The sequence below is a fragment of the Mesorhizobium sp. M1006 genome, from assembly GCF_040318825.1.
Taxonomy (GTDB): Bacteria; Pseudomonadota; Alphaproteobacteria; order Rhizobiales; family Rhizobiaceae; genus Mesorhizobium.
This window is the reverse complement of record NZ_JAMYMZ010000002.1, coordinates 118,223-135,796: the sequence shown is the minus strand read 5'-3', so window position 1 is coordinate 135,796 and position 17,574 is coordinate 118,223. Positions and strand designations below refer to the sequence as shown.

Annotated in this window: 21 protein-coding genes; 18 read left to right on the top strand and 3 right to left on the bottom strand. The window is 61.8% G+C overall.

What is annotated here, in order from left to right:
- The first annotated feature begins 643 nt into the window (after positions 1–643).
- From NKH60_RS02345 to NKH60_RS02315, 7 genes are all read left to right on the top strand, one after another.
- Positions 644–1,369 (top strand): GntR family transcriptional regulator, encoded by a 726-nt coding sequence (locus tag NKH60_RS02345; protein WP_023679209.1) that lies wholly within the window; start codon positions 644–646, stop codon positions 1,367–1,369.
- A 27-nt stretch (positions 1,370–1,396) separates the two neighbouring features.
- Positions 1,397–2,431: an ADP-ribosylglycohydrolase family protein gene (locus tag NKH60_RS02340; protein ID WP_352502587.1), complete on the top strand. Its 1,035-nt coding sequence runs from the start codon at positions 1,397–1,399 to the stop codon at positions 2,429–2,431.
- Positions 2,428–3,414, top strand: coding sequence for a PfkB family carbohydrate kinase (locus tag NKH60_RS02335; protein WP_352612560.1), 987 nt, complete (start codon positions 2,428–2,430; stop codon positions 3,412–3,414). Before NKH60_RS02340 ends, NKH60_RS02335 begins: the two co-directional genes overlap by 4 nt.
- A gap of 238 nt (positions 3,415–3,652) precedes the next feature.
- Positions 3,653–4,516 (top strand): extracellular solute-binding protein, encoded by an 864-nt coding sequence (locus NKH60_RS02330; RefSeq protein WP_352870991.1) that lies wholly within the window; start codon positions 3,653–3,655, stop codon positions 4,514–4,516.
- Between the two features lie 68 nt (positions 4,517–4,584).
- Entirely contained in the window at positions 4,585–5,454 is an 870-nt protein-coding gene (locus tag NKH60_RS02325) for an ABC transporter permease (RefSeq protein WP_352470537.1), read from the top strand.
- Positions 5,454–6,242 carry an ABC transporter permease gene (locus NKH60_RS02320; protein ID WP_352470538.1) on the top strand — a complete coding sequence of 263 codons (789 nt, stop codon included), beginning with the start codon at positions 5,454–5,456 and terminating at the stop codon, positions 6,240–6,242. The genes NKH60_RS02325 and NKH60_RS02320 overlap by 1 nt, the downstream gene beginning before the upstream one ends.
- Positions 6,242–7,309, top strand: a complete 1,068-nt coding sequence (locus tag NKH60_RS02315; RefSeq protein WP_352502585.1) for an ABC transporter ATP-binding protein — start codon at positions 6,242–6,244, stop codon at positions 7,307–7,309. The genes NKH60_RS02320 and NKH60_RS02315 overlap by 1 nt, the downstream gene beginning before the upstream one ends.
- Before the next feature lie 547 nt (positions 7,310–7,856).
- Here the strand turns inward: NKH60_RS02315 and NKH60_RS02310 are convergent.
- Both NKH60_RS02310 and NKH60_RS02305 read right to left on the bottom strand, forming a co-directional pair.
- Positions 7,857–8,897: a site-specific integrase gene (locus tag NKH60_RS02310; RefSeq protein WP_352612556.1), complete on the bottom strand. Its 1,041-nt coding sequence runs from the start codon at positions 8,895–8,897 to the stop codon at positions 7,857–7,859.
- A gap of 8 nt (positions 8,898–8,905) precedes the next feature.
- Positions 8,906–9,319, bottom strand: a complete 414-nt coding sequence (locus NKH60_RS02305) for an excisionase (RefSeq protein WP_352470541.1) — start codon at positions 9,317–9,319, stop codon at positions 8,906–8,908.
- A gap of 766 nt (positions 9,320–10,085) precedes the next feature.
- On the opposite strand from NKH60_RS02305, the gene NKH60_RS02300 reads away from it, so the two are divergent.
- The 4 genes from NKH60_RS02300 (at position 10,086) to NKH60_RS02285 (ending at position 13,870) form a co-directional block, all read left to right on the top strand.
- On the top strand, positions 10,086–10,397 hold the full coding sequence (locus NKH60_RS02300; RefSeq protein ID WP_352502583.1) for a hypothetical protein: 312 nt from the start codon (positions 10,086–10,088) through the stop codon (positions 10,395–10,397).
- A complete protein-coding gene (locus tag NKH60_RS02295; protein ID WP_352612732.1) occupies positions 10,397–11,443 on the top strand; it encodes a DUF7146 domain-containing protein in 1,047 nt (348 codons plus the stop codon). The genes NKH60_RS02300 and NKH60_RS02295 overlap by 1 nt, the downstream gene beginning before the upstream one ends.
- Positions 11,444–11,756: 313 nt before the next feature.
- The gene (locus NKH60_RS02290; RefSeq protein WP_352612554.1) at positions 11,757–12,692 is read left to right on the top strand and encodes an SLOG family protein; all 936 of its coding nucleotides are present in this window, start codon (positions 11,757–11,759) and stop codon (positions 12,690–12,692) included.
- Positions 12,693–13,540: 848 nt separating this feature from the next.
- Positions 13,541–13,870, top strand: coding sequence for a DUF736 domain-containing protein (locus tag NKH60_RS02285; protein WP_352502581.1), 330 nt, complete (start codon positions 13,541–13,543; stop codon positions 13,868–13,870).
- A 193-nt stretch (positions 13,871–14,063) separates the two neighbouring features.
- Here NKH60_RS02285 and NKH60_RS02280 read toward each other — a convergent pair whose 3' ends face one another.
- Positions 14,064–14,279: a helix-turn-helix domain-containing protein gene (locus NKH60_RS02280; RefSeq protein WP_023674290.1), complete on the bottom strand. Its 216-nt coding sequence runs from the start codon at positions 14,277–14,279 to the stop codon at positions 14,064–14,066.
- Between the two features lie 122 nt (positions 14,280–14,401).
- Between NKH60_RS02280 and NKH60_RS02275 the strand changes: the two genes are divergently transcribed.
- The 7 genes from NKH60_RS02275 (at position 14,402) to NKH60_RS02245 (ending at position 17,398) form a co-directional block, all read left to right on the top strand.
- Entirely contained in the window at positions 14,402–14,680 is a 279-nt protein-coding gene (locus NKH60_RS02275; protein ID WP_352612552.1) for a DNA -binding domain-containing protein, read from the top strand.
- Positions 14,681–14,848: 168 nt separating this feature from the next.
- The gene (locus NKH60_RS02270) at positions 14,849–15,034 is read left to right on the top strand and encodes a transcriptional regulator domain-containing protein (RefSeq protein ID WP_352452199.1); all 186 of its coding nucleotides are present in this window, start codon (positions 14,849–14,851) and stop codon (positions 15,032–15,034) included.
- Positions 15,035–15,080: 46 nt separating this feature from the next.
- Entirely contained in the window at positions 15,081–15,605 is a 525-nt protein-coding gene (locus NKH60_RS02265; protein WP_352470697.1) for a DUF2285 domain-containing protein, read from the top strand.
- 125 nt (positions 15,606–15,730) lie between these two features.
- Positions 15,731–16,021 (top strand): helix-turn-helix transcriptional regulator, encoded by a 291-nt coding sequence (locus NKH60_RS02260; protein ID WP_352502580.1) that lies wholly within the window; start codon positions 15,731–15,733, stop codon positions 16,019–16,021.
- A gap of 17 nt (positions 16,022–16,038) precedes the next feature.
- On the top strand, positions 16,039–16,470 hold the full coding sequence (locus NKH60_RS02255; protein ID WP_352470547.1) for a replication initiator protein A: 432 nt from the start codon (positions 16,039–16,041) through the stop codon (positions 16,468–16,470).
- A complete protein-coding gene (locus NKH60_RS02250; protein ID WP_352470548.1) occupies positions 16,467–17,027 on the top strand; it encodes a S26 family signal peptidase in 561 nt (186 codons plus the stop codon). Before NKH60_RS02255 ends, NKH60_RS02250 begins: the two co-directional genes overlap by 4 nt.
- A 44-nt stretch (positions 17,028–17,071) precedes the next feature.
- Positions 17,072–17,398 (top strand): DUF736 domain-containing protein, encoded by a 327-nt coding sequence (locus NKH60_RS02245; protein WP_023674284.1) that lies wholly within the window; start codon positions 17,072–17,074, stop codon positions 17,396–17,398.
- The last annotated feature ends 176 nt before the right edge of the window (positions 17,399–17,574 follow it).

Genomic DNA, 17,574 nt, shown 5'->3' with positions numbered 1-17,574 from the left:
CTTGGTCGCGAGCTCCTGCTAAACGACGCCCCTCGACGGGAGCGGTCGATCCCGCGTCTCGGCTGCGGCGGCGCTAGGCTGACGCTCCCTAGGCCGTCCTGTTGAATCGGACTCGGGATCACGAACTGCCTCCGACAATGAATGAACATTGTCCGTCTTACGGCCATTTCATCGTCACCGCCGATGTGCTCAAGCGATGCAGGCCATTCCTGTCATTCAAGGGATTATCGGCTTCGAAAAACAGTGAAGCTTCATCCGTCCTTGCATCCGCTTCGCTCAGGCTCAGCAGACGTCAGCAGGTTCTTCACCAGGTTAAGAGCGAGGGCGTGTGGCTCAAGCCGGCTTGGCACGAGGGCCGGGAGGTGATCGCGGTGTTCGAGACCGAGCCGACGCGAAACCCAACCACTTTATGTGGCTCGAGTGGTGTGAAGGTCGGATCAGCTTCATTCGCGACTACCGCAATGCCCGCTATGTTGCCGATGATGCGGAGCTGGCGCTGGACGCCACGTCCCACGGCGACGGAACCGGCAACTATGCTCGTCGCGACGCCTAATCAAGCCCGATGGCAGCTCCATCCGGCACTCGTTGACAAGCCTGCCGTGATATGAACAGGATTATACAGGCTCACTGAACAGGTACCCATATGAAGCGGCGCTCGGTTCAACTGTCTCCCGGCACGGGCAAGCCCGAACAGATCGCCACCGTTCTCGAACATGAAATCCGCTCCGGTGTTCTCGGCTTCGGCGACCGGCTGCAAAGCGAGAACAAGCTCGTCCAGCGTTTCTCCGTCAGCCGCAACACCGTCCGCAAAGGCCTCGAGGAACTGTCCAACCGCGGGCTGATCACGACCAAAGTCGGCATCGGCTCTTTCGTCACCTTCGATGGCAAGCCCGTTGATGACTCCATCGGTTGGTCGCGGGCGCTCGCCAACGCCGGCGCCAACGCCGAGACGCGGACGCTGCGGCTCGAGGTGATCGAGGACCCCGGTCTTGCCGCACTGCTTGGTATAGAAAACCCGTTTTTCATCGCTGTCGACCGGGTGCGCACCAATGCCAGCGACGGCCACGCCATCTCCATCGAGCGCAGCCGCCTGCCATTGTCGCCGGAACTGGAGGACGTGCCGTTGCGCGGCCTGCGCGAAGGCTCGCTGCACCAGACGCTGCGCGGCGCGGGCCTCATTCCCGACCATGGCGAGGAATGGGTCGGCATCGAAATGCTCAACGCCGAGGACTCTGCAATCCTCGGTTGCCCGCAAGGCACGCCGTTTCTTCGCGGTCGCCGGTTGACCCGCGCCGCCGATGACCGGCCGATCGAATATGTGACCAGCCTGCTCAACCCGGCGCATTTTGCGCTGCATATGAGGTTCTGAGTGATGCCGGACGACAACACCGGGAATATGACTGATCGGGCCATGGGGGCGCTTGTCGGCGGGGCACTGGGGGATGCGCTGGGCATGCCGACGCAGCTTTTGTCGCCGGCCCGGATTGCCGAACTCTACGCCCATGTAGAGGGCTTCATTGCTCCTTTCGCCGACCATCCGGTGTCGAAGGGGCTTCCCGCTGGAACGATCACCGACGACACCGAACAGGCGCTTCTGCTTGGCCGTATCCTGGTTGAATCCGGTAACCGCTTCGATCATGCGCGGTGGGTCAACGCGCTGCTCGACTGGGAGCGCGACGTCAAAGCGCGCGGCAGCTACGATCTGCTGGGACCATCGACCAAACGCGCCATCGACGCCATCAACAATGGCGTGCCGGCCGAGGAAGCGGGGCGCAGCGGCGACACAAATGGTGCGGCCATGCGCATTGCGCCGGTCGGCATCATGATGCCGCCAGAGCCGCTGGACGCGCTGGTCGCCAAAGTTGCCGAGACCTGCCGGGCCACGCACAACACCTCGGTTGCCATTGCGGCCGCAGCCGCCGTTGCGGCGGCCGTCAGCCGCGGCGTCGCAGGCGGCGACTGGCGCGCCGCTTCCGACAGCGCCATCGCCGCGGCGAGGTGCGGAGCAACGCTCGGCCATTGGGTGACCGGCGGTGACATTGCTGCGCGCATTGGGTGGGCGCAGGAGCTTGTGCGCGGCAAGGCGACGAAGGACGCGATCCGGCTGATCACCGATCTGGTCGGCACCGGCGTCGCCAGTCAGGAGTCCGTTCCGGCTGCATTCGCCGTGCTGGAAGTCGCCGGCGGTGATCCCTGGCAAGCGGCGGTCATCAGCGCCAATCTCGGTGGCGACACCGATACGATCGGCGCCATCGCGACCGGCATGGCCGGCGCCTGCACCGGCTTTTCCCGACTGCCTCAGAACCGCATTGCAGACCTCAAGGGCATCGACATTGCGGCGGTTGGCGCGCTCACCGCCGACCTTGTTGCGGCCCGTATATCCAAGCGCCGTGCCGACAGGACGGGTCCCGGCAAGGATGCGGCGGCATGAGTGGGCGTCTCGTCCATGTCGGCAGCGCGGTGGTCGACTATGTCTACCGCATCGACGCCTTGCCGGCGCCGGGTACGGAGAAGACGGCGTCGAGCTACACGCAAGTCGCCGGCGGCGGCTTCAACATGATGGTCGCGGCCAGCCGCACCGGCATGAAGGTGGTGTTCGGCGGCCAGCTCGGCAGCGGACCCAATGGCGACTTCCTGCGCACGGCCTTAGCCAATGAGGGGATCGAGACGCTGACGACGCCATCGCCCGTCATGGACAGCGGCAATTGCGTCGCCATGATCAGCAGCGATGCCGAGCGCACCTTCGTCTCGTGGCCTGGTGCGGAGAGCTTGCTCAGCCTTGACATGATGGCGCCCGTCTCGGTCGCCCCGGGGGATTGGGTGTTCACCTCCGGCTATACGCTTAGCTATCCGGGAAGCCGAGACGCGCTTGTCGACTGGATCGAGGCACTTCCGGCCGACACACCGCTTGTCCTCGACCCGACACCTGTCGTCGTCGACATTCCCCGCCCTATCCTGCCTCGGATACTCGCCCGCACCACCTGGTTGAGCTGCAACAGGATGGAAGCGGCCGCGATTGCCGGTCCGGGCGACGTCGAGGCACTCGCGTCACGGCTTCTTAGCGACCACTCCCCGAAGGCCGTCGGCGTCGTTATTCGCGCCGGACCGAAAGGCTGCCACATACGGCTGGCCGATGGCTCGGCGCAAACGAGTGCCGGCTTCGAGGTCGACGCCATCGACACCAATGGCGCCGGCGACACCCATATCGGCGCTTTCGTCAGTGCGCTGGCGCGCGGCGCGCCGCCTTTTGAAGCAGCGCGCTACGCCAATGCGGCGGCGGCCATTTCCGTCACCCGCCACGGTGGTTCATCAGCGCCGACCGACCACGAAATCCAGACATTCCTAAGCCATGCCGGCGGTCCGCCGATCGGCCTCCATGGCCGGAAGCAAGAGGCCAAACGCCCGACAGCCTGACAAAGCCCGGGAAGCGGGCAAACACAGAGAGGAACGAACATGCGCATGCCCGACTTGACTGCCCTGCTGACGGCGACCGCCGTCTTCACCTCCGCACTCGCATTTGCCGCCAAGGCCGACGAGGTGCACGTACTCAACTGGAAGGGCTACGGCGCCGACGAGCCGTGGGCCATCGAAGCCTTCGAGAAGGCGACCGGCCACAAGGTCGTCAACGACTTTTTTCAATTCCGAACAGGAGATGCTGACCAAGCTCAGGACCAATCCCGGCCTTTACGACGTGGTCATGATCAACGCCGCTTTCAACGACCAGGCGATGGCGGAAAAGCTGATCCAGCCGATCGACACGTCCAAGCTGCCGAACTTTCCCGACATCAGCAAGGACAAGGCCGGATCGCCGATGCTCGTCCATGACGGCAAGGTCTATGGCGTGCCGTGGGTCTGGGGGCTGACGGCGCTCGCCATCAATGAAAAATCCTTCGATAAGCCGCCGACGAGCATCGCCGAAATGTGGGATCCCGCTCACAAGGGCCGCGTCACCATCCGTGATGATGCCGTCGAGGCGGTTCAGTTCGGCGCCATTGCCACCGGCCAGAACATCAACGACATCAAGGATATCGAGGCGGTCAAGGCGAAGCTCACCTCGCTGATGCCGCAGATCAAGACGTTCTGGAGCTCGGAGAACGACTGGAACCAGATGGCTGCCTCTAACCAGATCGACATCGGCACCTATTGGAGCGGCTCGGCCGATCGCGCCAAGACCCATTTCAAGCTGCCGGTCTCGCTCGTGATCCCGCAGGAGGGCGCTGTCGCCTGGCTCGACGCCTTCTCAATTCCGGTCGGTTCCAAGAATGTCGCCGGCGCCGAGGCCTTCATCAACTACATGATCGACCCGAAGTTCTATGTCGAATGGGTCACCAAGGTCGGAGCCCCGGTATCCGCCAACACCAAGGCTGTAGAAGCACTTCCCGGGGATGCGTTCAACCGCAAGGTGATGGGTGACCCGGCAGTCGCCAAGCGCATTCAGTTCCAGGCGCCGATCACAGACGCCCAGCGCGAAACCTATCTGTCGCTCTGGCAGCAGCTCAAGGTCGACGTGAAGTAACAGCAGAAGCCGGGATCAGCCGACCATCCATGTCGGCTGATGCTTCCCCATCCTGGGAGGTGGATGTCATGGCAGCACAGGTTGCGGCCGCGTCGCGCAGCGGATTGAGATCGGCCTTGCCACTGCTGGCGCCTGCCTATCTCTGGCTGACGGTTGCGATCTTCCTGCCGCTCTCAGCCATGGTCTTCTTCTCCTTCATGACCGACCTGCCGCTGTCGGGAAAGCCGTGGGCGTTCACGCTCGAAAACTATGCCGCCTTCTTTTCACAAAGCCTTTATCTGACATTGCTTTTGGCCTCGCTGCGCCTCGGCCTCGAGGTGACGCTGTGGTGCATCGTCATCGGTTATCCCGCCGCTTATGTGCTGGCCAAGGTGCTGAAAGGCCGCACCCGAGAGGCGATTTTCCTGCTCGTCATCCTGCCGTTCTGGTCGAACGGGCTGGTGCGTATCTTCTCCTGGGCGATGGTGTTGCGTGAAGGCGGCATTCTCGACACTGCGCTCAACGCCGTCCTGCCGTTCAAGATCAACATCGACCTAATGTATTCCTATCCGGCCGTAATCATCGGGCTGGTGCACTCCTACGTGCCTTACATGGTGCTGACCTGCTATCTGACCCTGCAGGCCATCGATGACTCGCTAATCGAAGCCGGGCGCTCGCTCGGCGCCTCGCGGCTGCAGGTGCTGAATCGAGTCATCATTCCGCTGTCGATGCCGGGGCTGGTGGCGGGCGCAGCGCTCGTCTTCGTCCCGGTTGTTGGTTCGTTCATGGAACCGCGCATCCTCGGCGGCCGTACCGGCACCTTTTACGGCACTGTCATCGAGGACCAGTTCGTCGCCGTGTTCAACTGGCCGCTGGGTGCTGCGCTCTCCTTTATCCTGTTGGCCGTCGTGCTGGTCATCCTGGCGGTTGCCTCGCCGGTGCTGCGGAGGGCTACGTGATGGCGACGACACGTGTTCTCGAATGGCTCGGCCGCCTTTACATCTGGCTATTGCTCGCCTTCCTCTATGTGCCAATCATCATCATGGCGCTAATGTCTTTCAACGTTTCGCCCTTCTACCAGCTGCCGTTCGAATGGACGGCGGAATGGTATGTCTCGCTGTGGCAGAACGACCAGCTTATCTCAGCCACCTGGAACAGTGTCGAAATCGCAGTCATCACTACCATCATCTGCGTCGTGCTTGGCTCGGCGGCGTCACTTGCGCTCTACCGCTATGAGTTTCGCGGCAAGAAATTCCTCCAGGCGCTGCTGTTTCCGCCAATCGCCATTCCGTGGCTGATAACCGGCACAGCGATGTTGATCTTCTTCTTCGGCGTCGGCATTGGGCGCGGCCTGTTCGCCATCCTGCTTGGCCATGTCGCGCTTGCGCTTCCCTACGTCATTGTCGTCGTGTCGGCCCGACTGCAGACCTTCGCGCACGAGCTGGAAGAGGCGGCGCGCTCGCTCGGCGCCAATCAATGGCAGTTGACGAACCGCGTCACGCTGCCCTGGATCATGCCGGGCGTCATTGCCGGGGGGCTGTTCGCCTTCGCCGTGTCCTTCGACCAGTTCGTCGTATCCTACTTCTTGTCGACGCCGGGCCAGACGACGCTGCCGGTCGAAATCTACGCCGCGATCCGCAAGGGTTTCACGCCCGAGATCAATGCGGTCTCGACGATCATCATTGTCGTGTCGATGGCGCTGATGCTGCTGACAGCGCGCTTCTTCAAATTCGGCGGAGAGAAATAATGGCTGGCGTCCAAGTAGCGAACGTGTCGCGCGCTTTCGGTGCCCACAAGGCGCTGGACGATGTGTCTATCGATTTCGCCGACGGCGGCTTCTACGCCCTGCTCGGTCCCTCCGGCAGCGGCAAGACCACGCTGCTGCGCCAGATCGCCGGCTTCGACTTTCCCGACTCTGGCCGCATCTCTATAGGCGGCGAAAGTGTCGAGCGGGTGCCGGTGGAGAAGCGGCGCATCGGCATGGTGTTCCAGAACTACGCCCTGTTTCCCAATATGAGCGTTGCTGGCAATGTCGCCTTTGGCCTGTCGGTGCGCGGCGAGCCCAAGGCGGTGATTGCCAGCGAGGTACAGCGCGCACTCGACCTTGTGCAACTCGGCAGGCTCGGCGGCCGCCGGCCGCATCAGCTGTCCGGCGGCCAGCGCCAACGGGTTGCGCTCGCTCGCGCGATCGTCATCCGGCCGCGCGTGTTGTTGCTCGACGAGCCGCTCGGAGCGTTGGACAAGGCGCTGCGGGTCGACATGCAGATCGAGCTCAAGCGCATCCAGCGCGAGATCGGCATCACCACCATCTTCGTCACCCACGACCAGGAAGAAGCGCTGACGATGAGCGACCGCATCGGCATTCTGCGCGATGGCAAGCTGGTGCAGGAAGGCTCGCCCGAGGAGATCTACGATCGGCCGAAGAGCGAGTTTGCCGCCACTTTCCTGGGCGACGCCAACATCCTTCGCGGCGACAGCACGGGCAACGGCATCCGACTGCCGGACGGCACAGCGATTGCCGCCGGCGCGGGTGCCAAGCTTGCCGCTGGGGCCAAGGCAAGCTGCGCCGTGCGGCCCGAACGCATCCGCATCTTCACCGATGCCGAGGCTCCGGATGCGGCCAACGCGAATCTGCTGCGAGGCCAGGTATCGAAGCGCATCTTCGCCGGAAATAGCAGCACCTACTTTGTCGAGCGTGCTGGCCAGACGCTCAAGGTGATTGTGCAGAACACCGGCGCTGGCAGGCTGGCGGAAGGTCAGGATGTCGTGCTGCATTGGTCGCCGGAAAGCACAGTCTTGATCGTCGCGGGGTAGCAGGCCAGAGATAGACCACTGACCGACTCAGATGGGGCTTTTGTGATGGTAAAAGATTGCGACCTCCTGGTTGAGGTCCGCGCCAGAAACGCCGATACGTCCCGCCTACGAGACCATGCCATTTTTTGGTGGTCTTGCGGCCCGGAGCAACCGATCCCGGCAATGATGATGGACAACGACATGGTTGGCATCGCCAAGGTCTTGCCGATTGACAGTTTCACTCAGAAGCGGTGCGCCGGGCTTGCGGCTAGTGCGCCGTTTGCTGCTGTTTTGAGATTTGGCCAGGCGCGTATTCATTGGCCTCGAAGACAAGCCTCCGTCAAGCCAGGCATCACGATCTTTGCCTCTAATCCTCCCAGATTCAATGTCGCTTTCGGGACCCGGCAAACCGATCCAAGGCACGGCTGCGAGCACGCGCCCTGGGGAGCCGGAGTAGACCTTTGAGCGGGGTGCGGATGGCAGTTTTGAACGTGCGATCCCATCGTCCCGAACGATGTGGATTTACCAGCAAGTCGTTATTGTTCCTGGGCTCCTTCGCCACGTTCGCTCACGACTGGTCGCGTTTCCTTTCGCCGTTTCTGTGGGAAACCTGTGGGATGAGCACACCGCGTTCGTGTCTTGTGATTTGAGTTATACTCGGAACGGTTTGCGGCGACTTGGAGAAAACCGGCTTCTTCGTGATCTTCTCGGCGGCGTCTGCCAAGAAATTAGGATGATGATGGCCGTAAGTTTCGATCAGGACATCCACTGTAATGCCAAGAAAGCCCGCAGCCTGCCACAGATCGGTGCCGGCCTGCATCATCCAAGTCGCCGCGGTGTGGCGGAACACGTGCGGAGTAACGTCGGGCCCTAGGCCGGCGATTTCGCGCGCCGTCTTGAAGCTCTTGTCTATCGACTGCACCGGCTTTCCATTCCATTCCACGACAAAATCCTGCGATATCTTGCGACCGATGTTCGCACTTTTGCCGCGCGATTTGGTCTCGAGGTGAAGATCAGTGCGCGCCCAGCGCCGGAGGTGCGCCAGCAGTCGCTCGGGCAACGGTACAGGGGGTTGGCGCTTCTTGGTCTTCCTTGCGCCGGTGGCACCGCGATAGAAGATACCGCGGTCTAGGTCCACATGACCGCGCCCTTTCGTTGGGCGCATGGCGGCACCGCAGATTGCGGCCGAGCGCGTTCCTGTATAAAGTGCGACGAGGATGAAGCGCGCGAGATGTCGCCCAGTGCGCCGGCCACTCGCTTGGCCCTTCCATGTCTGCTTCATTCGCCAAGCTGCCCAGATCAGTGCGGCCGCCTCACTGCGGGTCAACCAGCGTTCGCGGGCGGCGGCCTTGTCTGGCAGGGTGATGACCGGTGCGGCGGTTGTATAACCCTCCTTGCGGTAGTAGTTGATGGCGGCACGAAGATCCTCGAGTTGGCGGCGCGCCGCGGCTTCGGTGGGGCGCGACGCAATGTACTCGCGGCAGAGTTTGCCATTGATGGCGGCGAGAGTTTTTTCCCCGAAGTAATCAAGGACCTTATCCAGCCGAGCCGCCGTCTCTTCTGGTGTCGCGTGCTTCGGTGCAACCTCTTTAAGGTAGAGGTTGACCACATCGGCAATTAAGACGTCCTCGGCTCCCCGCGCTCGGTGGTATTTGCTTCCAATGTAGGCGGCGAGCGCCTTTTCAGCTTCAGTTCCTGGACGGCCTTTTTCGCCGCCGCCAGCGCTGATGAAGCTGGTTCCATCGCGGATAAACCATCCAGCTTTGTTTCGGCGCGTTCCATCTTTTTTCCAGCTTTCGTCACGCCATACCAGGCGTGGCCCTTTCGAAGTCCGCGGCATAGTTCCCTCATCCTCGCGATTGCCATCAAGCTGACGTATTCCTTTCCGGCGATTAGCTCCGTTTCAAGTCGACCGGCGTCACGTTCCTTGCGTAGGCCTGCTGCGCTCATCGAGCCGTCGGGAAAGGCAATTCGCGCAGCGATTTCGACGCGCAGTGGTGTGGTCTCGTCGAATTGGTCGGGGATTTTCATAAGAAGTCCTCAGCAGTTCTTAGGTCTGAGCTGTTCGCCGACCTCGTTGAGCACTCCGTCCTGTCTCGCCGTTCTGGACACGGTCCTGCAGGAGAACTCTTCTCCAAAAAACCGGCTGCGAAAACCGCCCGCCGGAGGTGCTGCGGCGAAGAGGCGCCTTCGACCTGTCAATCGGAGTGGTTGCGCAACAAGTCTATGGCTGGCCTCTGCTTCCAGTCCGGCCAGACACACTCCTAAAGGGATCCGACCATCGTTTCAGTATCGATACGGCCGGCAGGGCCTATTGCGTCGCAACGCCCGCGCGCGCCGCGCCGCGTTCAGGCGAGCAGGGCAGCGGAGTACCTCCTTCGCTTCTTGGCTGGCAGCGTCATTGCTGGCGACGATTAGCGGCAAGCCGCCCGTGATGACCAACCACGTCCAAATCGATTTCCCGTCGCAAAAAGCGCTCTGTTCGCTCTCGAACTCAGCCGCATGCCCTCGGTGTCGCACGCCACAGTGCCGAAGGCGTGATGAAGAACGCAGATACTTCCAATGGGGCGACCGGCCCGCTCGTCGTTCATCGCCGCGCTGTGGTCCTTAATCGCTACTGCTGCACGTTTGTATGTTGCAGCCGCGTTTGTAAACAGGAACGCCGTCACTGAGTTGCTACCCCGCAACAACCTCGGTTGGCTGCCAAGCACAAGAGGACGAGGAGTGCCGGGATCTCCATGACGAGTTTGAAGGTCGAGAGAGAGGCTCTCGACTGCCCGTCTCGGAGTACATCCCGATGGCGACTACCCCTCAGAAAATTACCCTTCTGTCCTCGCGAGACATTGCCTTCAAGAACGTGGAGTTCTCCATGTCCCAGGTCCGCGTCAAGGCTGACATCTGGATCGAGGACCTACCTGACCTCGTAGCCGAAGTGACGACCCACTCGCACCTCCTCGTGCGCAAGACGACCAGTGGTTGCATCGAGCGCCTTGCCGTCGAGATTCGCGCAGGGTCGGCCAGTCCCACTGAGCCACAGGCGCCCGAACCCGCAATTCTGGGCAAGGTGCTGGAGCGCTATCAGCGCATCGACTCGCGGGAGGATGCATGATGCCCCGACGCGACGCGTCCGAACTGGCCCACCGCCTGGGCCGACAGGCCGAAGCGGTTTGTCGCCACTATCTTTCGAACGGACATCGCGAGGGACGCTACTGGCTTGTTGGCGATGTCCGAAACACGCCGGGTCGCTCTATGTTCGTGCGGCTCGTCGGCTCGCAGAGCGGAAAGGGCGCAGCCGGCAAATGGACTGACGCGGCGACCGGGGAGCATGGCGATCTTCTCGATATCATCCGCGAAAGCCGCGGTTTGAGCGACTTCAGGGACGTTGCCCATGAGGCAATAACGTTTCTCGGCCTACCGCATCCCGGACCAGAGCAGACATCAATGCGGTCGAAGTTGCTGGCCGCGCCGTCGGAAATGTCGGAGAAAGCGCGTCGGCTGTTTGCGATGTCGCAGCCGATTGCGGGTACGGTCGTAGAGGCGTATCTGCACAACCGCAGTATTGCCGCTTTGCACGGGACCGGAAGCCTGCGTTTTCACCCGCGCTGCTACTACCGGCCCGACGAACAAGCGCCGACTGAGACCTGGCCGGCGATGATCGCTTCCGTTACCGATCTCGACGGCCATTTGACTGGCGTACATCGCACATGGCTTGATCCTTCCGGCAGGGGCAAGGCACCGGTCAGTACGCCGAGGCGCGCGATGGGCGATCTTCTCGGTCACGCGGTTCGCTTTGGCCTACCGGGCGACGTCATGGCGGGCGGCGAAGGCATCGAGACCGTCTTGTCGCTTCGGTGCATCCTGCCCGATATGGCCATGGCAGCGGCACTCTCGGCCGCCCATCTTGCTGCCATGCTGTTCCCCCTCACACTGAGACGGCTCTACATCGTGCGCGACGCCGATCCAGCCGGTAACGGCGCGCGTGACACCTTGATCGAAAGAGCGAATGCTGCCGGGATCGAGCCGGTCGTGCTCTCGCCGGCACTTGGGGACCTCAACGAAGATCTCTGTACGCTAGGCTTGGATGCCGTTCGAGCAGCAGTCCGTGTTCAGCTCGCCCCGCAGGACATCGCCCGTTTCATGGCAGTGGCGGGATAACTCGGAACGAACAGCCTGTCCGCTGTCGCCATCATCACTTGGATGCTCCTGAAGTCGGAGAGAACCGCGCCTGCGGGCCTTCGAGAGGGCGATCGGCCAGCAAACGACTCGGCCCCGCAATGTCTCCGGCCGACTATTTTCCGGCGCGCTCCCCAAGGGAGCGCTTTCCATCGCGAAGCAAAATAGCCGGCCTCCACCCTCCTCCGCTGACACTCCGGCCCTTCGCTTCGCTGCGGGTGCAGGTCCGTCCCGTCCGCCGGCTTCCGTCGCCATGAAGGCCGCGAGGGTCGCGGTCCAACCGGCGGAGCATCCAATGAGCGAGCATGACGACTACGAACCACAGCACTCGTCTTCACCCATCGACCACGTCCTCACCGAACTCCAGCTCTATGGCTACCGTCCCTTCGTGGATGAGCCTGATCCTCGACCGCTTCCAGAGGGCCACTGCGTCGCCGGCGCGATGGCCGACATCTTCGACGCCCTCATCGTGGCACTGCAAGACACTCGCCTCGAGCCCGATCTCGACGATCTTCTGTGGTCGACCGTCAACATCTTTCACCGCGCCGCAGATCGGATCGAGCGCGAACTCGATCACAACGAGCAGGCGCAACGCCGCAGCCAGCGTGAGCAGGACGGCAGCGAAGTGAAATCCGTCGAGCTGGAACGCCTGACGGCCGAAGGGCAGACGCTGATCGAACGCCAAAGCGCCTTCGAACTGATGCGTGATCAGGCCGCGGAGCACTACGAGCGCCACACCGGATCGAGTTGGCGACCGCGCAGCGGATCGATGGTCAACCATCGCAACATGACCTCTGCGCTGATCGACAGCCGCGATTTTCTCAGCGCCAAGAAACGCGCCTCGCAGGAAGTCCTTCTGCCACCTGGCCCGAAAATCGCCTTCACCGCTGGGCTCGACTTCAATGACCACCAGCTGATCTGGGCCAAGCTCGACCAGGTCCACGCCAGGCATCCCGACATGGTATTGATGCACGGGAAATCGCCGAAGGGTGGCGAAAAGATCGCCGCCTGTTGGGCAGACCATCGCAAGGTACCCCAAATCGGCTTTGCCCCTGAATGGACAAAGCATGCCAAAGCCGCCCCGTTCAAGCGCAATGATGCAATGCTGGAGGCGCTGCCGATAGGCGTCATCGTCTTTCCCGGGACCGGAATTCAGGACAATCTTGCAGACAAGGCAAAGAAGCTCGGCATCCCAGTCCTCGACTTCCGCCCCAAGGGAGGCGGCGCGTAAGCGCTGCCCGCCGCTACCCTTTTTTCGATTGTACGATACGGCCGCGATCGGGCAGCGGGTACTGTATTTGCAGCTCGCTGGAGTGCTTGGCCCGGGATGCCGGATCTCCGGCTTCCTGCGCCGCCCGTCTTTTTGCGATACTCAAGTCCGCGCCCTAGCAAAGGCGCGCGACGCCGTCACGCTTGCCGTCAACGTTCAGCTGCGTCGCAGCTGGCATCACAGCTGCGAATAACGACGCCCGTTCAACCGAACAGGGCCTGGATCTAGGCGAACTCACCGAACAACCGGCGTGGGCAGGATGCTTTTTTCGGCCATCGCATTGTTAGGATCGTCGCTGACACGGCATCGCGCGACGCACAGTTCGAATCCACAACGGCGTGCCGTCTCGCTCCAAAGATAGCGCATATCCGGTGGTGCACGTCAGCCGTGACTTGAACCGTCACGTGCGTGTCTTATGCGCGTTTCCGACAACAGCTTGCGGCTTCGCGATGCCTGTACAGAGGAGCATCGACGCCGGTGATCGTCGTAGCCGGGATTTCGCCAGCGACGGTATCGCCAGGTTCTCCGTTGATGTCTCTATCTGGTGGGCCGCTCCAAACGGCCTCTCTAATGGGCTGATCTGGCCGAAGGTCGGCTGCGCCTCGATCGCCTAAGCCGCAATGGCGCCGATCGACTTTCTTCCCCTGCCGGCTGCGCCGTCATTCCTCGCGAAACAACAAAGTCACTTGGCTGCCATCCTCCGCTGGCGCTGCGGTCGCAAGCGATGCGGCGTCGATCGCCTCCGGCCCGCCGATCGCTATCGAGGCCGCAATGGTGCGGGCTCGAAACAGAGTTCAAGGAGAAAACTCATGGCGATAATCGGAAGCTTTAAGAGGACCGGCAACAACGAGTTCACCGGCGAAATCGTCACCCTCTCGCTCCAGGCCAAGAACGTCCGCATCGTCCCCGAGGCCAACCGCTCTGGCGACAACGCCCCCAGTCACCGTGTCTTCGTCGGGCGGGTCGAGATCGGCGCCGCTTGGTCCAAGCGCTCCAATGAGGGCCGCGACTTTCTCGGCCTGAAGGTGGACGATCCGAGCTTCACTGCTCCGATCTACGCCAACCTCTTCAACGATGAGCAAGGCGAAGACTACAGCCTTATCTGGTCCCGCCCCAACGGCCGCCGCAACGCGGAGTAAGGCCCCGACCAAGGCTCCGCCCGGACGAACAGGGCGGGGCCGTCCTCCTTTTCACGGCAAGATGAGCGCAGTCGCTGCCCAACGAGCTCCGTCGGACTTTGGGGCGACTACCTGTCGTGTTCGCGACTGGAGACTTCATTCCTGCATGTCGCCTCGCCGATCATCGAAAATTCGAGGTGTTTCCCGCGTCAACTCACGGTGCCGATTTTCTGATCAACTCGCATGGGTCCACATTCAGCGCAGTTGCGATCCTCCCAAGAACACTGATGCTGGCCGAGACCCGAGCGCGCTCGATCGATCCGACGTAACGCATGCTCAGTCCAGAGCGGGCGGCCAGTTCCTCCTGCGTCACGTTCTGGTCATGGCGCAGGCGACGCATGTTGGCCGCCATGATCTCCTTGAGATTCATGGCGGATTAGGGACCAGAAAGGGAACTATCGTTCTAGGAATGATCGTTCCTATTCGCTATGATTGGTGCTCGATCTAAAGGACGGCTCCTTCGAGATCGCGATCGAAATATGGTCAAATACCATGCTTAAACCGCTGCTCGATCCTGACGTCGCCGACATTGCGCCGGATGCCTCGGTCCTGACCGGCTATGACGAGGAGCGTCTGCTCACCTACATTCGCCTGCTTGACGCGGCGGCGGAAGATGCCGATTGGCGAGAGGTGGCCAGGATCGTCTTGCATATAGACCCGGAGCAGGAGCCGGAACGAGCGTACCGGTCCTGGGAAACCCATCTTGCCCGCGCGCGATGGATGACGACCAGCGGCTACCGATATCTTCTCGCTGGCGGCGCTCCGCACTGACGCGGCCGTCGCTCCACTTTGCTGAGTCGGCATAATGGTTTGCCGACTCTCCAACTATTCAACTTCCTTATCCGCCGGGAATGTTGACGCCGACGCCTCACATCCGGGTACGCGGAGAGGACAGGAACAGTGCAAGGCGATTGGACCGATCCGGCGGCGTATGCACACATGTGCAGCTACCAGGCTACGGAATTCGCTGCCGAGTATCTGATCCGGAATGACGAATTCGTGGCAGAGTGCAGCCAGCTTGCATCGCAACTCGCTGGTTCTGGAGAACCTGCCGGTCAGCCCGATCTCGCCGCCCGTTGGGGCGCGCGATTTCAAAACTGCCGGTGCCGGACTTCCGAAAGCTGACAATATCATCTGGACGGAACAGGCCTCGCCGCGCGTGCTCCGGGTCATGCGGGTATCTACATCCCATCAAACAGTTCGACCTTCCAGCCTTGCCGGAGCCAGCGTTTGGCCGCAGGACGAAGGCCTTCACATTATTTGGTCTACCTTAATTGGGAAAAGTCATCTCGTCGCTGATGACCGCGCCGGTGAATTCAACGCTACCCTTCTGCCGCTCGACGCTGCATTCGAGACGCGGCTCGATGCAGCGCGCCGGTTCTGGCGCGCACTGAACGGCCGGGCAGGAAGTTCATCTTACGGCGCGCTGCCGCAACAGACCAAGACCAGGCATATCCTCAATTTGCGCGCACATGATGGTCACCGCATGGGTGCAACCTATCGTCAGCTCGCGGAGGTGCTGTTTTCGCAAGAGCCGATTGTGCCGCGAGATTGGCGTGATCATCATCTCCGCCACAAGGTCCGAGCTATCTTACGCCGTGCAGCTTTTTTAGTCGCCGGCGGCTATCGCGATCTTCTCTTCTATCCCCACAACCGCAGCGAAAAGTCCGGCCGCCGAAGTCCTTCTTCGGGATAGCAAAGGGGTAGCAAAAACGCGCCCCCCAATCTTTGCCCTCCCTCGCCTTTCCTCATTTCGATCATGGTCCACTTCGCGCGTCCCGGCAGGCCAGGACGACAGCAGAACCGAATGGAGATCGAGCGATGTCGAAGGGTCCCGCGGACGCGCCCCAAAAGTATTTGCGCACGAAGGAGGCAGCACCCATCGTCGGGCTCTGCGTCCGCACACTCGAAAAGCACCGGACCTACGGCACCGGCCCAAAATACCGGAAGGTCGGCGGGCGCGTTCTCTACGACATCAACGACCTGCACGCCTGGATAGAGCTGGGCGCACGCACCTCCACCAGCGATGCCAACGCGACCTATGTTCCGCCGGCAAAACCCCATGCAGCCCGCGCGCCCGCCTATGTCGGCCGGCGCGACCGCAGCTCCTGATCTGTGGCGCACCGAAAATGCAGTATCGCGAGACCGTTCAGCAGCAATTTGCGCTGTCTTATGTCCCCTCAACCGGCTTCCCTCCACGCGGCACGCGGGACGTCGTGGCGCGGCAGCTCGTCTTATTGGTGAAATCCCGCCGCCTGACACCGATCCACCCTCATGCGGGCGAAGAATCGACCTGCGTTGAGGCGGCAAGTGTGCACGGCATGGGAACGATTTGGAACGCTGCCATCCTGGTCTGGGCTGCGTCGCAAACCATCCACGCGCAAGCCAGGAGATTGCAACCGCGCCGCTTGGTAGCGGCGAAACAGCAGCAAATCCTGACCTTCATGTCGCCGCGTCAACGGCGGCACGTCCACAGCCGGATAGCCGCACGCGAGCAGCCGAGTCCATACACCGGCAAGCGTCGTAAAGCTTTCCTGCTGCGCCCCGGGATCGAGTCATGAGCAAACGCACAAAGATCATCGCCACCATGGTTGGCGGCGCAGTGCTCGCCGCGGCGCCGGCATGGATTAGCCATCCGCCGCTGTCCATCTGGAACGCATCGGCGAGCATCCCCGTCGGGCTCTATCGCGTCCAGCCGGCCGACAAAATCGGTATTGCCAATATCGCCGTCATCATGCCGCCCGAGCCATTGGCGGCCTTCATGGCAAGACGCGGCTATCTGCCGAAAAATGTGCCGCTCCTCAAGCATGTTTTGGCACTCGGGGGCGCAACCGTCTGTCGCCAAGGCACAATGATCATTGTCAACGGCAAGACGTATGGACATGCGCGCGAGCGTGACAGTCGTGGTCGATCCCTGCCCATCTGGCAGGGCTGCCGCGACGTTGCCGAGGCCGACGTCTTCCTTATGAACCCGGGTGCAGCCGACAGTTTTGACAGCCGCTATTTCGGCCCGCTCCCGCTCTCATCGATAGTTGGCCGCGCGGTTCCAGTCTGGACCACGGAGCGCACCACTCCGGTACTGGATATCACCAACGATCCCCTCGCTAGCGAGCCGTGAGGGCTCGGCTCGACGCGCACTAACACTCAGAAAGGAGCACTGCAATGACCCAGATCGGAACCTTCACGCGCAATGATGACGGCTTCTTCGGCAATCTCTCCACGCTAACAATCGAGGCGAAGATTGCCATCCTGCCTGCCGAGAAATCCAAAACCGAAAACGCGCCCGACCATCTGATCTATTGCGAAGGGATGGCGGTCGGTGCGGCTTGGGACCGCGCCGGAGACAAGGCTGGGGATTACCTCTCCGTCTCAATTGACGACCCGTCCTTTACGCAGCCGATCCGCGCCAAGCTGTTTCGGTCCGATGCAGAGAACAGCGTCTGGAGCCTGCACTGGAACCGATCATCGAAGCGCGACGGGCGAGGCTGAACAGATGCTTCTGGAGCCCTTCGACGAATCTTTCTCGCCAACCCTTTTGATCCATTGCGCGCCGGTCAAACCCTTCGACCCGACCGCCCGCGAGGCAGCCCAGAGGGGGCCGGACACTTGCTTGTGGCTGCGGACGCCGATTTCATCACAATTTTGGCAAAGCCGGTTCGATTGGC

Bases quoted from the DNA above. Each gene is read 5' to 3' on its own strand.
- NKH60_RS02345 (WP_023679209.1), top strand. From the start codon at position 644: ATGAAGCGGCGCTCGGTTCAACTGTCTCCCGGCACGGGCAAGCCCGAA.
- NKH60_RS02340 (WP_352502587.1), top strand. From the start codon at position 1,397: ATGACTGATCGGGCCATGGGGGCGCTTGTCGGCGGGGCACTGGGGGAT.
- NKH60_RS02335 (WP_352612560.1), top strand. From the start codon at position 2,428: ATGAGTGGGCGTCTCGTCCATGTCGGCAGCGCGGTGGTCGACTATGTC.
- NKH60_RS02330 (WP_352870991.1), top strand. From the start codon at position 3,653: ATGCTGACCAAGCTCAGGACCAATCCCGGCCTTTACGACGTGGTCATG.
- NKH60_RS02325 (WP_352470537.1), top strand. From the start codon at position 4,585: ATGGCAGCACAGGTTGCGGCCGCGTCGCGCAGCGGATTGAGATCGGCC.
- NKH60_RS02320 (WP_352470538.1), top strand. From the start codon at position 5,454: ATGGCGACGACACGTGTTCTCGAATGGCTCGGCCGCCTTTACATCTGG.
- NKH60_RS02315 (WP_352502585.1), top strand. From the start codon at position 6,242: ATGGCTGGCGTCCAAGTAGCGAACGTGTCGCGCGCTTTCGGTGCCCAC.
- NKH60_RS02305 (WP_352470541.1), bottom strand. From the start codon at position 9,319: ATGAAAATCCCCGACCAATTCGACGAGACCACACCACTGCGCGTCGAA.
- NKH60_RS02300 (WP_352502583.1), top strand. From the start codon at position 10,086: ATGGCGACTACCCCTCAGAAAATTACCCTTCTGTCCTCGCGAGACATT.
- NKH60_RS02295 (WP_352612732.1), top strand. From the start codon at position 10,397: ATGCCCCGACGCGACGCGTCCGAACTGGCCCACCGCCTGGGCCGACAG.
- NKH60_RS02290 (WP_352612554.1), top strand. From the start codon at position 11,757: ATGAGCGAGCATGACGACTACGAACCACAGCACTCGTCTTCACCCATC.
- NKH60_RS02285 (WP_352502581.1), top strand. From the start codon at position 13,541: ATGGCGATAATCGGAAGCTTTAAGAGGACCGGCAACAACGAGTTCACC.
- NKH60_RS02280 (WP_023674290.1), bottom strand. From the start codon at position 14,279: ATGAATCTCAAGGAGATCATGGCGGCCAACATGCGTCGCCTGCGCCAT.
- NKH60_RS02275 (WP_352612552.1), top strand. From the start codon at position 14,402: ATGCTTAAACCGCTGCTCGATCCTGACGTCGCCGACATTGCGCCGGAT.
- NKH60_RS02270 (WP_352452199.1), top strand. From the start codon at position 14,849: ATGTGCAGCTACCAGGCTACGGAATTCGCTGCCGAGTATCTGATCCGG.
- NKH60_RS02265 (WP_352470697.1), top strand. From the start codon at position 15,081: ATGCGGGTATCTACATCCCATCAAACAGTTCGACCTTCCAGCCTTGCC.
- NKH60_RS02260 (WP_352502580.1), top strand. From the start codon at position 15,731: ATGTCGAAGGGTCCCGCGGACGCGCCCCAAAAGTATTTGCGCACGAAG.
- NKH60_RS02255 (WP_352470547.1), top strand. From the start codon at position 16,039: ATGCAGTATCGCGAGACCGTTCAGCAGCAATTTGCGCTGTCTTATGTC.
- NKH60_RS02250 (WP_352470548.1), top strand. From the start codon at position 16,467: ATGAGCAAACGCACAAAGATCATCGCCACCATGGTTGGCGGCGCAGTG.
- NKH60_RS02245 (WP_023674284.1), top strand. From the start codon at position 17,072: ATGACCCAGATCGGAACCTTCACGCGCAATGATGACGGCTTCTTCGGC.